Raw genomic sequence first — 14303 nt, 5'->3', positions numbered from 1 at the left:
TCATATTGGTGGAGCCTAGCGGGATCGAACCGCTGACCTCCTGCGTGCAAGGCAGGCGCTCTCCCAGCTGAGCTAAGGCCCCATAAAAGATGGTCGGGAAGACAGGATTCGAACCTGCGACCCCTTGGTCCCAAACCAAGTGCTCTACCAAGCTGAGCTACTTCCCGATATTAATGGCGCGCCCGAGAGGAGTCGAACCCCTAACCTTTTGATCCGTAGTCAAACGCTCTATCCAATTGAGCTACGGGCGCTTATTTTATAATGCCGAGGGCCGGACTTGAACCGGCACGGTAGTCACCTACCGCAGGATTTTAAGTCCTGTGTGTCTGCCAATTCCACCACCCCGGCGTGGATGGTATAAGCGGAAGACGGGATTCGAACCCGCGACCCCCACCTTGGCAAGGTGGTGTTCTACCACTGAACTACTTCCGCATTACAGGATTTCTTTATTTTATTTGGCAATGCGGGTGAAGGGACTTGAACCCCCACGTCATAAAGACACTAGATCCTAAGTCTAGCGCGTCTGCCAATTCCGCCACACCCGCATGAAACATGGTGAGCCATGAAGGACTCGAACCTTCGACCCTCTGATTAAAAGTCAGATGCTCTACCAACTGAGCTAATGGCTCGCTTTAAAAGCGACTTGTCTATCTTACCATATGAAACTGGTGCCGGCAAGAGGACTTGAACCCCCAACCTACTGATTACAAGTCAGTTGCTCTACCAGTTGAGCTACACCGGCTTTATCTATCCTAACATTATGTAAGAATAAATATGGTGGAGGATGACGGGCTCGAACCGCCGACCCTCTGCTTGTAAGGCAGATGCTCTCCCAGCTGAGCTAATCCTCCATATTGTGTTGTCATTTCGAATGTCTCTCGATCCGACAAGTAGTATTATATAACGATAAGATATTGTTTGTAAAGACTTTTTTAAAATAATTTTTGAATTTATTTTAACGTTGTTTTTTTCATCTTTTCGTTAAGGCACCTAAAGAAGTTTACCACTTGTCTCATCATTTTAAAAGTCTTTTTTTCATTTTTTTATGTTTTTTTGTTAAAAAGCGCTCTAATAAAGCTTTATTGGTGTGAAATGACCCTTTTCATGCTTTTTATATGCTTGTTTTCTTCAATATATCTTCTCATACAAATCATCTAGAGAAGGGATTCTTTTATTATTTTATTTTTCTGAGAAATCATTTTCATGCAAAAATATCCGTAAATGATGCTGTTCTTTACCATCTTCAATATTAAAGTGTTACTTGGTTAACAAGTTAGTTATTGATTCTTTCTTGTTCTTACTTAGAGCGGGCGAAAAAATTGACTGAAGGTGCTATATGTTCTTTGGCAATACTCAGTTATCTAGTGTGTCTCTAAACAGCCCTCTGTATCTGGTTGCCAAAGAAAATTCTTATTGGCTGCTTTCTATGCTTTTGATCTTCATCCTAAACAAATTGAACGACCGATCCACACAACAGCTGCGTTGTTCAATGAGAATACATGAAAGTGAGACGAACAGAAAAATTAATTGATCGATGAGGCTTACTACATCATCACTTCTCACTTTACAAAGTGATTTAATAGAAGTAATTTTTTCAAAAACACAAAAAAGACCAGTTCCGTATGGAACTGATCCTTATACAAGCTTGGCGGCGTCCTACTCTCACAGGGGGAGACCCCCAACTACCATCGGCGCTGAAGAGCTTAACTTCCGTGTTCGGTATGGGAACGGGTGTGACCTCTTCGCTATCGCCACCAAACCTGATGGAGAGAATGTTCTCTCAAAACTAGATAACAATGTTCAAACTTCACATTAGAATATAGGTTAAGTCCTCGATCTATTAGTATCTGTCAGCTCCACGTGTCACCACGCTTCCACCTCAGACCTATCAACCTGATCATCTTTCAGGGATCTTACTTCCTTGCGGAATGGGAAATCTCATCTTGAGGGGGGCTTCATGCTTAGATGCTTTCAGCACTTATCCCGTCCGCACATAGCTACCCAGCGATGCCCTTGGCAGAACAACTGGTACACCAGCGGTGCGTCCATCCCGGTCCTCTCGTACTAAGGACAGCTCCTCTCAAATTTCCTGCGCCCGCGACGGATAGGGACCGAACTGTCTCACGACGTTCTGAACCCAGCTCGCGTACCGCTTTAATGGGCGAACAGCCCAACCCTTGGGACCGACTACAGCCCCAGGATGCGATGAGCCGACATCGAGGTGCCAAACCTCCCCGTCGATGTGGACTCTTGGGGGAGATAAGCCTGTTATCCCCGGGGTAGCTTTTATCCGTTGAGCGATGGCCCTTCCATGCGGAACCACCGGATCACTAAGCCCGACTTTCGTCCCTGCTCGACTTGTAGGTCTCGCAGTCAAGCTCCCTTGTGCCTTTACACTCTGCGAATGATTTCCAACCATTCTGAGGGAACCTTTGGGCGCCTCCGTTACATTTTAGGAGGCGACCGCCCCAGTCAAACTGCCCACCTGACACTGTCTCCCTGCCCGATAAGGGCAGCGGGTTAGAAGGTCAATACAGCCAGGGTAGTATCCCACCGATGCCTCCACCGAAGCTAGCGCTCCGGTTTCCAAGGCTCCTACCTATCCTGTACAAGCTGTACCAACATTCAATATCAGGCTGCAGTAAAGCTCCACGGGGTCTTTCCGTCCTGTCGCGGGTAACCTGCATCTTCACAGGTACTATAATTTCACCGAGTCTCTCGTTGAGACAGTGCCCAGATCGTTGCGCCTTTCGTGCGGGTCGGAACTTACCCGACAAGGAATTTCGCTACCTTAGGACCGTTATAGTTACGGCCGCCGTTTACTGGGGCTTCAATTCGCACCTTCGCTTACGCTAAGCGCTCCTCTTAACCTTCCAGCACCGGGCAGGCGTCAGCCCCTATACTTCGCCTTACGGCTTCGCAGAGACCTGTGTTTTTGCTAAACAGTCGCCTGGGCCTATTCACTGCGGCTTCTCGGGGCTTTAACACCCTAAGAAGCACCCCTTCTCCCGAAGTTACGGGGTCATTTTGCCGAGTTCCTTAACGAGAGTTCTCTCGATCACCTTAGGATTCTCTCCTCGCCTACCTGTGTCGGTTTGCGGTACGGGCACCTCTCACCTCGCTAGAGGCTTTTCTTGGCAGTGTGGAATCAGGAACTTCGCTACTAAATTTCGCTCGCCATCACAGCTCAGCCTTTATGGGAAACGGATTTGCCTATTTCCCAGCCTAACTGCTTGGACGCGGATATCCAATACCGCGCTTACCCTATCCTCCTGCGTCCCCCCATTGCTCAAATGGTGAGGAGGTGGTACAGGAATATCAACCTGTTGTCCATCGCCTACGCCTTTCGGCCTCGGCTTAGGTCCCGACTAACCCTGAGCGGACGAGCCTTCCTCAGGAAACCTTAGGCATTCGGTGGACGGGATTCTCACCCGTCTTTCGCTACTCATACCGGCATTCTCACTTCTAAGCGCTCCACCAGTCCTTCCGGTCTGACTTCACAGCACTTAGAACGCTCTCCTACCACTGTTCGTAAGAACAGTCCGCAGCTTCGGTGATACGTTTAGCCCCGGTACATTTTCGGCGCAGAGTCACTCGACCAGTGAGCTATTACGCACTCTTTAAATGGTGGCTGCTTCTAAGCCAACATCCTGGTTGTCTAAGCAACTCCACATCCTTTTCCACTTAACGTATACTTTGGGACCTTAGCTGGCGGTCTGGGCTGTTTCCCTTTCGACTACGGATCTTATCACTCGCAGTCTGACTCCCAAGGATAAGTCATCGGCATTCGGAGTTTGACTGAATTCGGTAACCCGGTAGGGGCCCCTAGTCCAATCAGTGCTCTACCTCCGAGACTCTTACCTTGAGGCTAGCCCTAAAGCTATTTCGGAGAGAACCAGCTATCTCCAGGTTCGATTGGCATTTCACCCCTACCCACACCTCATCCCCGCACTTTTCAACGTGCGTGGGTTCGGGCCTCCATTCAGTGTTACCTGAACTTCACCCTGGACATGGGTAGATCACCTGGTTTCGGGTCTACGACCACGTACTCATGCGCCCTATTCAGACTCGCTTTCGCTGCGGCTCCGCATCTTCTGCTTAACCTTGCACGGGATCGTAACTCGCCGGTTCATTCTACAAAAGGCACGCCATCACCCTTTAACGGGCTCTGACTACTTGTAGGCACACGGTTTCAGGATCTATTTCACTCCCCTTCCGGGGTGCTTTTCACCTTTCCCTCACGGTACTGGTTCACTATCGGTCACTAGGGAGTATTTAGCCTTGGGAGATGGTCCTCCCGGATTCCGACGGAATTTCACGTGTTCCGCCGTACTCAGGATCCACTCTGGAGAGAACAACATTTCAGTTACAGGGCTGTTACCTTCTTTGGCGGGCCTTTCCAGACCTCTTCGCTTATATCGTTCCTTTGTAACTCCGTATAGAGTGTCCTACAACCCCAAGAGGCAAGCCTCTTGGTTTGGGCTGTTCCCGTTTCGCTCGCCGCTACTCAGGGAATCGCATTTGCTTTCTCTTCCTCCGGGTACTTAGATGTTTCAGTTCCCCGGGTATGCCTTCTCATACTCTATGTATTCAAGTATGGATACTACTCCATTACGAGCAGTGGGTTTCCCCATTCGGAAATCTCCGGATCAAAGCTTGCTTACAGCTCCCCGAAGCATATCGGTGTTCGTCCCGTCCTTCATCGGCTCCTAGTGCCAAGGCATCCACCGTGCGCCCTTTCTAACTTAACCATTTCTTACTTTAGAAAGAATCACTATGTGTGATGAACTTTGCATTGCATTCAATGTGAATGTATTACTTATTGTTATCTAGTTTTCAAAGAACAATCCTGTCTCGCTAGAGACATGTCTTGAAGGAATGATCCTTCAAAACTAAACAAGACGAAAACGCACGCTGCTCCATATATCCTTAGAAAGGAGGTGATCCAGCCGCACCTTCCGATACGGCTACCTTGTTACGACTTCACCCCAATCATCTGCCCCACCTTCGGCGGCTGGCTCCATAAAGGTTACCTCACCGACTTCGGGTGTTGCAAACTCTCGTGGTGTGACGGGCGGTGTGTACAAGGCCCGGGAACGTATTCACCGCGGCATGCTGATCCGCGATTACTAGCGATTCCAGCTTCACGCAGTCGAGTTGCAGACTGCGATCCGAACTGAGAACAGATTTATGGGATTGGCTAAACCTTGCGGTCTCGCAGCCCTTTGTTCTGTCCATTGTAGCACGTGTGTAGCCCAGGTCATAAGGGGCATGATGATTTGACGTCATCCCCACCTTCCTCCGGTTTGTCACCGGCAGTCACCTTAGAGTGCCCAACTAAATGCTGGCAACTAAGATCAAGGGTTGCGCTCGTTGCGGGACTTAACCCAACATCTCACGACACGAGCTGACGACAACCATGCACCACCTGTCACTCTGTCCCCGAAGGGAAAGCCCTATCTCTAGGGTTGTCAGAGGATGTCAAGACCTGGTAAGGTTCTTCGCGTTGCTTCGAATTAAACCACATGCTCCACCGCTTGTGCGGGCCCCCGTCAATTCCTTTGAGTTTCAGTCTTGCGACCGTACTCCCCAGGCGGAGTGCTTAATGCGTTAGCTGCAGCACTAAGGGGCGGAAACCCCCTAACACTTAGCACTCATCGTTTACGGCGTGGACTACCAGGGTATCTAATCCTGTTCGCTCCCCACGCTTTCGCTCCTCAGCGTCAGTTACAGACCAGAGAGTCGCCTTCGCCACTGGTGTTCCTCCACATCTCTACGCATTTCACCGCTACACGTGGAATTCCACTCTCCTCTTCTGCACTCAAGTTTCCCAGTTTCCAATGACCCTCCCCGGTTGAGCCGGGGGCTTTCACATCAGACTTAAGAAACCGCCTGCGAGCCCTTTACGCCCAATAATTCCGGACAACGCTTGCCACCTACGTATTACCGCGGCTGCTGGCACGTAGTTAGCCGTGGCTTTCTGGTTAGGTACCGTCAAGGTGCGAGCAGTTACTCTCGCACTTGTTCTTCCCTAACAACAGAGCTTTACGATCCGAAAACCTTCATCACTCACGCGGCGTTGCTCCGTCAGACTTTCGTCCATTGCGGAAGATTCCCTACTGCTGCCTCCCGTAGGAGTCTGGGCCGTGTCTCAGTCCCAGTGTGGCCGATCACCCTCTCAGGTCGGCTACGCATCGTCGCCTTGGTGAGCCATTACCCCACCAACTAGCTAATGCGCCGCGGGTCCATCTGTAAGTGACAGCCGAAACCGTCTTTCATCCTTGAACCATGCGGTTCAAGGAACTATCCGGTATTAGCTCCGGTTTCCCGGAGTTATCCCAGTCTTACAGGCAGGTTACCCACGTGTTACTCACCCGTCCGCCGCTAACATCCGGGAGCAAGCTCCCTTCTGTCCGCTCGACTTGCATGTATTAGGCACGCCGCCAGCGTTCGTCCTGAGCCAGGATCAAACTCTCCGAAAAAGTACAAAACCGAAGTTTTGTTTTTCGTCAGCGTTTGACTGACTACCTATGATGTTTCATAGGATTTTTTTATAAAAACTCGAATTAACAGGTACGTTTTGTCTTGTTTAGTTTTCAAAGATCATTTTCGTCATCGCTCGTAAGCGACTTTAATATCTTAACATTTCGTATTGGTTAAAGTCAAGAAGTTTTTTCAATTTCTTTTTTTAACCTCGTTGCTGTTTTGCGGCAACGAATAATAATATACCACCTTGATTCTTTCCTTGCAATAGTTTTTTTGAAAAAAGTTTCATTTTATGAAAAATAAAAAGCGCCATAGTTAAAATGGCGCTTTAATTGATGTATTAGCGGTTTCTCATTTGTGGGAAAAGCAGTACATCTCTGATTGATGGAGAATTTGTTAATAGCATGATTAACCGGTCGATACCGATTCCTAGTCCGCCTGTTGGAGGCATACCATATTCTAATGCTTCAACAAAATCGTCATCCATTAGATGCGCTTCGTCATTTCCTTCTTCACGTTCTTTTAATTGAGCTTCGAATCGTTCTCGTTGATCGATTGGATCGTTTAGCTCTGTGAATGCATTAGCATGTTCACGGCGTACGATAAATAGCTCAAAGCGATCAGTGAAGCGAGGATCTTCAGGATTTTTCTTAGCTAATGGAGAAATCTCCACTGGGTGTCCGTAAATAAAGGTAGGCTGCACCAATGTTTCCTCAACTTTTTGCTCGAAGAACTCATTGATGATATGACCTACTGTCATGTTTTTCGTAATTTCAATTCCGTGATCAGCTGCATGCTGTTTCGCTTCTTCTACAGACATCTCCTGCCAGAAGTCTACACCAGTTGCTTCTTTGACCGCTTCAACCATATGGAGTCTTTTCCATTCAGGCTTGAGATCAATTTCATCTTCTCCATATTGAATCGTGGTTGTCCCTAGTACCTCTTCGGCAATATGAGCAATCAGGTTTTCAGTTAGGTTCATGATGTCTTTGTAATCTGCGTAAGCTTCGTACAGCTCGATCATAGTGAATTCTGGGTTATGACGAGTTGATACACCTTCGTTACGGAATACACGGCCAATCTCGTATACTTTCTCTAGGCCACCGACAATGAGGCGTTTTAAGTGCAATTCAATCGCAATACGCATATAGAGCGGCATATCCAGTGCATTATGATGAGTAATGAAAGGACGTGCTGATGCACCACCAGGGATGCTGTGCATAGTTGGTGTTTCAACTTCTAGGTATCCTTTAGAATCTAAGTATCTTCTCATAGATTGAATGATCTTGCTTCGCATGATGAACGTCTGCTTACTTTCTGGATTTACAATCAGGTCAAGGTAACGCTGACGATAACGTTGTTCAACATCTTTAAGTCCATGATATTTATCAGGAAGTGGGCGAAGTGCTTTTGTGAGAACCTCAAAGCTAGTCGCTTTAATAGAAAGTTCTCCTACATTCGTTTTAAATACCGCTCCTGTTACACCGATAATATCGCCTAGGTCTGAGCTTTTGAATAATTCGTAAGCTTCTTCTCCTACACTATCTTTACGAACGTAGATTTGAATTTGTCCTTCTAAGTCTTGTATATGCGCAAAGCCAGCTTTCCCTTTTCCACGCTTTGTCATCATACGTCCAGCGATTGTCACTTGGGCAGACTTTTCTTCTAAGTCTTCTTTAGAAAACTCATCGTATTCTGCAATAATTTGTGCAGATTGATGAGAACGGTCATATCGTTCACCGAATGGATCGATACCCTCTTCTCTCATTTTATTCATTTTGTCACGTCTGACCTGGAATTGGTCATTTAATTCTTCGTTATTAAGCCCTTCATTACTCATTTATATCACTCCAATAATGTATTTTGCAGAGAAAAGCAGAAAAACTGCCAGTACATGCACTAGCAGTGAGCTACAAAAAGAAAGATAGTCTTATCCTACTTTTATACTTTGAAGCTCTTTTGCCTCGGCTTCGATCGTAAAGTCATCAAGAACTTGTACAAGCTCCGCTCTCGTTTCGCTTTGATTGATTTGATTTCTCACGTCCGCATTGCCTCGGACACCTTTTAAGTACCATGCTGCGTGCTTTCTCATTTCTCTGACAGCCACATGCTCGCCTTTTAGATCAATGAGTCTGTCTAAGTGAAGCTTGCACACTGACATCTTCTCACGTACATTTGGCTCTTCTTTCAGTTCACCCGTTTCTAAATAATGAACCGTTCGATAGATCATCCACGGGTTTCCTAGTGCGGCTCTTCCGATCATGACAGCATCTACACCCGTTTCATCAAGCATACGTTTTGCATCTTGAGGGGTTTTAACATCTCCATTGCCGATGACAGGAATGGAAACAGATTGTTTGACCTCTTTTATAATATCCCAATTCGCTGTTCCTTCGTACATCTGCACACGTGTCCGCCCGTGAAGCGCAACCGCTTGTCCACCTGCTCGTTCAACAGCACGGGCATTGTCGATAGCGAAAATATGATCTTCGTCCCAGCCCATTCTCATTTTCACCGTAACAGGTTTATCTACAGCATCTACAACAGCAGAGACCATTTCATAAATCTTGTTTGGATCAAGCAGCCATTTCGCTCCTGCATCACATTTCGTAATCTTCGGTACAGGACAGCCCATGTTGATATCAATAATGTCCGCTGTGGTATTCTGGTCTACAAACTTTGCTGCTTCAACGAGAGTGTCTTTTTCACCTCCAAATATCTGAAGGCTCAAAGGCTTTTCCCGTTTATCAATGTATAGCATACCCATTGTTCTTGCATTGTTGATCAGGATCGCCTTGTCACTGATCATTTCAGCGCAGACTAAACCTGCTCCAAACTCTTTCACTGTCAGTCTGAAGGCAGAGTTGCACACACCAGCCATAGGTGCGAGCACCACTTTGTTTTTAATGTCGATATCTCCGATTTTAAACATCATTTCCCCTCCTTTCTTCTTCAAGAATTGGCGAAAGTTCTTCCACCGTTATATTTAAAGCATCTGCTATTTGATCAACCAATTGGTTTGTTGGTAATCGATTGCCTCGCTCAATTTCTCCTAAGACAGAGACAGAGATGCCCAGTCTTTTCGCGAACCCTTCCTGAGTATACCCTTTTAGCTTTCGGTATGCACGAATTCTTCTACCCCACATATCTTTTTCCATATGCTTACACCTTCTTGGTTTGTTACGGCATTTATTTGTACTTCGCCGATTTCTGGGCAAATCTCACTCATCGGAACGAGAACGAATAAACGTTCGTACATTCTAGGATGTGGCACTACAAGCTGTTCTGTTTCAATATTTTCACGATTATAAAGTAAAATGTCAAGGTCAGCCGTTCGCGGTCCCCATCTCACTTCTCTTGTTCTGCCTAACTCTTGCTCGATTTTCTGAGTAAGTGTCAGTAGTTCATGCGGACGAAGCGAGGTGGAAATTTTCACAGCCATATTTAAAAAGTCATCTTGGTTTTCGTAACCTACAGGTGTTGTTTCATATATAGATGAGATTGATTCTACTTGAACCTCTGGATGTTCGTGCAGTTTTTTGACGGCTTCTTTTAAATAGGTTTCCTTTTTCCCTATGTTCGAACCTAAAGCGATGTATGCGGTATTGTTCATGCGCGCGATCTCGTCATTTCAATGGCAACGGACTGATAGTGTCCTGGAATTGGCGGATCTGGTTTGATCACCTTCACTGTACATTCCTGAACTGTCGGGAAGTCCTTTAACACTTGGCTCGCAATTCTTTCTGTCAGTGTTTCAACGAGGTTGACTGATTCACCCTCTACAATGCTTTTGCAGATATGGTAGAGCTCTGCATAATTGATCGTCTCATTGAGGTCATCCGTTTGTCCGGCTTTACTTAAATCAAGTGAAGCTGTTAAATCCACACGGAACCGCTGTCCTAATTTATTTTCTTCTGCAAATACGCCATGGTAGCCGTAAAATTCCATTCCATTTACATATACTTTATCGATGATAAGCGCCTCCTTTATTCAACATGGCATCCATCATTTTTGCCATTCTTGCGATTTCTTTTACATCATGTACACGAACCATCGCACTGCCTTTTTGAATCCCAAGGCAGACCGTAGCCCCCGTTCCTTCAGTACGTTCTTCCGGTGGCAGGTCTAAGACAGCTCCGATGAATCGCTTTCGAGATGTAGCTAAGAGCAGTGGATACCCAAGGTGACAAAAATGTTCGAGTTCATTCATGACCATCAGGTTGTCCTCTTTATTTTTCGCAAACCCTACACCTGGGTCTAATATGATCATGTCATCACGGACACCCGCTTGTTTCGCAATTTGAACACTTTCTTTCAAATCTGCGATCATATCTGAAATTAGATGTGTATAGTTTCGCTCTGGCCGATTGTGCATTAAAATAATCGGCACATTGTGCTTCGCTGCCACATGCGCCATTTGAGGATCTGCCTTCGCTCCCCATACATCATTGATGATGGAAGCTCCGGCTTTCACTGCTTCATCTGCCACATGGGCTTTATACGTATCAATGGAAATCGGTACATCCAATTCTTTTGTGATCTTTTCAATGACGGGAATGACTCTTGAAAGCTCCTCTTGTTCTGAGACAAACGCCGCTCCAGGACGAGTCGATTCTCCGCCTATATCAATGATATGTGCCCCGTCCTCTATCAGCTGCGCTGCATGAGCCAGCGCTTTATCCACTTGATTAAACTTTCCTCCATCTGAAAAAGAGTCAGGTGTAACATTTAAAATGCCCATGACCAATGTCTTTTCTTCATAACTAAGGGTGTGGTGCTTGGCTTGTATGATTTTAGGCTGTTTTATCACTTGTTGTGTCATTGTGTCCACCTACTCTTTATGTTCTAGACGTTCTTTAGTATATTGTGTTCTCAATTTCGTTGAGATGATCCGGCTGTTTTGGTGCAAGGAGATTTCCCCTATACTTCCGAAAGGCACAATCCCTTGAACAGAATTGGTCATCCATGCCTCATCAGCTGATAGCAAATGGGAGACCGGGTATCGCCCTACTTTTAGCGACGCCTCCATCGCTTGGAGTGTTTCGATACAATATCGACGAGTGACCCCATTTAAAATGCCTGTATCAAGTGACGGTGTATAAATCACATCGCCTTTTCGCCAAAATACATTGGAGGTAATGCCTTCTGCCACATCATTTTCTTTTGTTAAAAAGATGCCTTCTAACGACGGATCATTCCCCACTTCTCTTTTTGCGAGCAGGTTGTTCATATAATGATGAGACTTGAGGCGCCTTGAACCTTCCGGCGTATTTCTTCTCGTTTGAAGAATGGCTCCCTGCTTCTCATCTAAAATAGATTCGGGCCGGAATGGAGAGATCATGACAAACACGACAGGCTCTTCATAAGGATCTGCAGAAAATCCATTGCCTCTGCCTGCAGAAACATTGAAGCGAATTCTCGCATGACCACCGGCTATTTCGTTTTTATTTAGTAAGGTATGAATGATGTCGAGTACAAATGGTTTCTCTATTGTGGATTCGATGCAAAGGTCACGCAATGATTGATTGAGCCTTTCAAGGTGCCAATCTAACAGAAAGACTTGTCCTGCCAGGCTGGTAAATGTTTCGAATACACCGATGCCATATAGAAAACCATGATCAAAAGGAGAAAGAGTCGCGTCTTTCTCCTCTATATACTGACCGTTCAGATAAATGATCATGCGTTTACTTCATGCCCCTTTTTACGATAGGTTTCAATGAAATTTTTCAGCATTTCTTTTCCGAAGGACGTCATAATCGATTCAGGATGAAACTGTACACTTTCAATTGGTAGCTCTTTATGGCGAATGGCCATGAGCTCGCCTTCCTTTGTGCTGGCTGTTGCGACAAAGCACTCCGGCAGCGTCTCGTTTTTGACAATTAATGAATGATATCTCGTTGCGACGAGCGGATTTTGGAGTCCAGTGAAGACACCTTTTCCGTCATGAGCAATCTCTGACGTTTTACCATGCATTAAGCGCTCAGCACGAACGACATCCCCTCCAAAGACTTGCGCAATGGATTGATGCCCCAGGCACACACCGAAGATCGGAATACTTCCCGCAAAGTGCTTGATTGCCTCCATACTAATTCCCGCTTCATCAGGACTGCATGGCCCTGGAGAAATCATGAGAAAATCTGGCTTGAGTTCTTCGATTTCTTGAATGGTTACTTGGTCATTCCGTTTCACAATCAATTCTTCTCCAAGCTCACCTAAATACTGGACCAGGTTGTACGTAAATGAATCATAATTATCAATCATTAATATCATGCTCTGCTCACCTCTAACTCAAAATAGTCTCTTCTTTGCTCAACTGTAATGCTTTTTTTACTGCATAGGCTTTTTTAATCGATTCTTTGTATTCGTGCTTTGGTACAGAATCGATGACGATCCCAGCACCCGATTGCATAAAGGCTTTGCCTTCAGTGCAGTACGCCGTACGAATGACGATGTTAAAGTGCATATCTTGATTGAATCCAAACCAGCCTATAGATCCAGTATAAAGCCCACGCCTTGTCGGCTCAAGCTCTTCTATGATTTCCATTGTTCTCACCTTTGGAGCACCTGTAATTGTGCCGCCTGGGAATACAGCTCTCATGACATCTACTGCATCACAATCATCACGCAATTCCCCTTGTACGTTGGATACAATGTGCATCACGTGTGAATATTTCTCAATCGCCATAAATTCGTTCACTCTTACTGAGCCATAAGTGGACACGCGTCCAAGGTCATTCCGCTCAAGATCCACGAGCATCACATGCTCCGCGCGTTCTTTTTCATTTTCAATGAGCTCTTTTGCCAGCGCTTGATCCTCAGCATCGTCTTTGCCTCTTGATCTTGTACCCGCAATCGGTCTTGTTTCTAATTGAGTCCCCTTTTTCTTAATCAGCAGCTCTGGAGATCCACAAACAATTTGGAAATCAGGCGTGTGCAGATAAGACATATAAGGAGATGGATTGACTTGACGTAACGTTTTGTATAAATCATAAGGGTGGGTGTGGAGCTGTTCATCTTGTCTGATGGATAAATTCACTTGGAACACATCACCGCTTGCGATATATTGCTTAATCTTCTCTACTGCTTCTCCAAAGGTTTCTTCGGTAAAAGGTGCTGCTGGTACAAATTCTGCAGAAGGTTCATAAACAGGTGATTGCGCTGATTCTTTTGCAGAGCTTGTCCACTTTTGCTTCAAATCTTCAAGTCTTTGATGAGTGACACTCACAGATTCCGCTCCCTCTGTGTGAGTGATCAGCCACAGCACGTTTTCTTCATGATCAAAGACCGCAACATCATTAAACACGAGAAAATAAAGGTCAGGTGTTTTCAGGTCATCAATGGACAGCATCTTAAAATGCTCGATATATCTAGCATAATCATAGCTTAAAAATCCAATCGCCCCACCTTGAAAATCAGGGTATTCCTCATTCGTTTCGGTTCGAAGGGTTTGGAACCAATCCGTAAACGCTCTAAATGGATCGCCTTCTTTGAACAGCACCTCATCTTGATAATGGATGGTTGTCATCCCGTCTTTTCCCTTCGCTTTAGCGATTGGGTGAATGCCAGCAATGCTGTATGAACCACCACGAGCACTTTCAAGAAGAACATGGTGTGTTTCGCCAGCAGTTAATTGTTCGTATCTTTTCAAGAATGCATCTTTCGTAAAAGGAATTTTGATGCCCATCGGCCTGCGTTGTGTCATGTTATCATCCTTTTTCATTTTCATTAATCTTATTGTAATGCAATCCAATTTATTTAGAAAATAGTATTTGCTTTCCATCTACAGATTTCATAAAAAAACCCCAGCAAATGCTGGG

At 45.7% G+C, this 14303-nt stretch carries 9 protein-coding genes, 9 tRNA genes and 3 rRNA genes; all 21 read right to left on the bottom strand.

Annotated elements, in window-relative coordinates:
- Positions 1-6: 6 nt before the first annotated feature.
- Positions 7-82, bottom strand: a tRNA-Ala gene (locus MHH41_RS00550).
- An 8-nt stretch (positions 83-90) separates the two neighbouring features.
- A tRNA-Pro gene (locus MHH41_RS00545) sits at positions 91-167 on the bottom strand.
- A gap of 7 nt (positions 168-174) precedes the next feature.
- Positions 175-251 (bottom strand) — tRNA-Arg (locus MHH41_RS00540).
- A gap of 11 nt (positions 252-262) precedes the next feature.
- Positions 263-348 (bottom strand) — tRNA-Leu (locus MHH41_RS00535).
- 12 nt (positions 349-360) lie between these two features.
- A tRNA-Gly gene (locus MHH41_RS00530) sits at positions 361-432 on the bottom strand.
- A 30-nt stretch (positions 433-462) separates the two neighbouring features.
- Positions 463-545, bottom strand: a tRNA-Leu gene (locus tag MHH41_RS00525).
- A gap of 8 nt (positions 546-553) precedes the next feature.
- Positions 554-629, bottom strand: a tRNA-Lys gene (locus tag MHH41_RS00520).
- A 37-nt stretch (positions 630-666) separates the two neighbouring features.
- A tRNA-Thr gene (locus MHH41_RS00515) sits at positions 667-742 on the bottom strand.
- A gap of 33 nt (positions 743-775) precedes the next feature.
- A tRNA-Val gene (locus MHH41_RS00510) sits at positions 776-851 on the bottom strand.
- Between the two features lie 792 nt (positions 852-1643).
- Positions 1644-1759, bottom strand: a 5S ribosomal RNA gene (rrf, locus tag MHH41_RS00505).
- Between the two features lie 61 nt (positions 1760-1820).
- A 23S ribosomal RNA gene (locus MHH41_RS00500) occupies positions 1821-4751 on the bottom strand.
- A gap of 182 nt (positions 4752-4933) precedes the next feature.
- A 16S ribosomal RNA gene (locus tag MHH41_RS00495) occupies positions 4934-6482 on the bottom strand.
- Together the 16S, 23S and 5S rRNA genes form the textbook arrangement of a ribosomal RNA operon.
- A 344-nt stretch (positions 6483-6826) precedes the next feature.
- The gene (gene lysS, locus MHH41_RS00490; RefSeq protein ID WP_327840498.1) at positions 6827-8326 is read right to left on the bottom strand and encodes a lysine--tRNA ligase; all 1500 of its coding nucleotides are present in this window, start codon (positions 8324-8326) and stop codon (positions 6827-6829) included.
- A gap of 90 nt (positions 8327-8416) precedes the next feature.
- The gene (gene dusB / locus MHH41_RS00485; RefSeq protein ID WP_340865344.1) at positions 8417-9418 is read right to left on the bottom strand and encodes a tRNA dihydrouridine synthase DusB; all 1002 of its coding nucleotides are present in this window, start codon (positions 9416-9418) and stop codon (positions 8417-8419) included.
- Positions 9411-9644 (bottom strand): helix-turn-helix domain-containing protein, encoded by a 234-nt coding sequence (locus MHH41_RS00480; RefSeq protein WP_212046553.1) that lies wholly within the window; start codon positions 9642-9644, stop codon positions 9411-9413. The genes dusB and MHH41_RS00480 overlap by 8 nt, the downstream gene beginning before the upstream one ends.
- Positions 9596-10099 (bottom strand): 2-amino-4-hydroxy-6-hydroxymethyldihydropteridine diphosphokinase, encoded by a 504-nt coding sequence (gene folK, locus MHH41_RS00475; RefSeq protein ID WP_340865342.1) that lies wholly within the window; start codon positions 10097-10099, stop codon positions 9596-9598. Before folK ends, MHH41_RS00480 begins: the two co-directional genes overlap by 49 nt.
- Positions 10096-10458 (bottom strand): dihydroneopterin aldolase, encoded by a 363-nt coding sequence (folB, locus tag MHH41_RS00470; RefSeq protein ID WP_034620891.1) that lies wholly within the window; start codon positions 10456-10458, stop codon positions 10096-10098. The genes folK and folB overlap by 4 nt, the downstream gene beginning before the upstream one ends.
- Entirely contained in the window at positions 10451-11308 is an 858-nt protein-coding gene (gene folP / locus MHH41_RS00465; RefSeq protein ID WP_044140415.1) for a dihydropteroate synthase, read from the bottom strand. The genes folB and folP overlap by 8 nt, the downstream gene beginning before the upstream one ends.
- A 9-nt stretch (positions 11309-11317) precedes the next feature.
- On the bottom strand, positions 11318-12166 hold the full coding sequence (gene pabC, locus MHH41_RS00460) for an aminodeoxychorismate lyase (RefSeq protein WP_284907832.1): 849 nt from the start codon (positions 12164-12166) through the stop codon (positions 11318-11320).
- Positions 12163-12756, bottom strand: a complete 594-nt coding sequence (gene pabA / locus MHH41_RS00455) for an aminodeoxychorismate/anthranilate synthase component II (protein ID WP_268459739.1) — start codon at positions 12754-12756, stop codon at positions 12163-12165. Before pabA ends, pabC begins: the two co-directional genes overlap by 4 nt.
- Positions 12757-12769: 13 nt before the next feature.
- On the bottom strand, positions 12770-14188 hold the full coding sequence (locus tag MHH41_RS00450) for an anthranilate synthase component I family protein (RefSeq protein ID WP_050945807.1): 1419 nt from the start codon (positions 14186-14188) through the stop codon (positions 12770-12772).
- Between the last annotated feature and the right edge of the window lie 115 nt (positions 14189-14303).

It is taken from the genome of Bacillus sp. FSL K6-1145 (genome assembly GCF_038003425.1).
In the GTDB taxonomy this organism is placed as follows: domain Bacteria; phylum Bacillota; class Bacilli; order Bacillales; family Bacillaceae; genus Bacillus; species Bacillus pumilus.
This window is presented reverse-complemented; position numbering and strand designations above follow the sequence as displayed.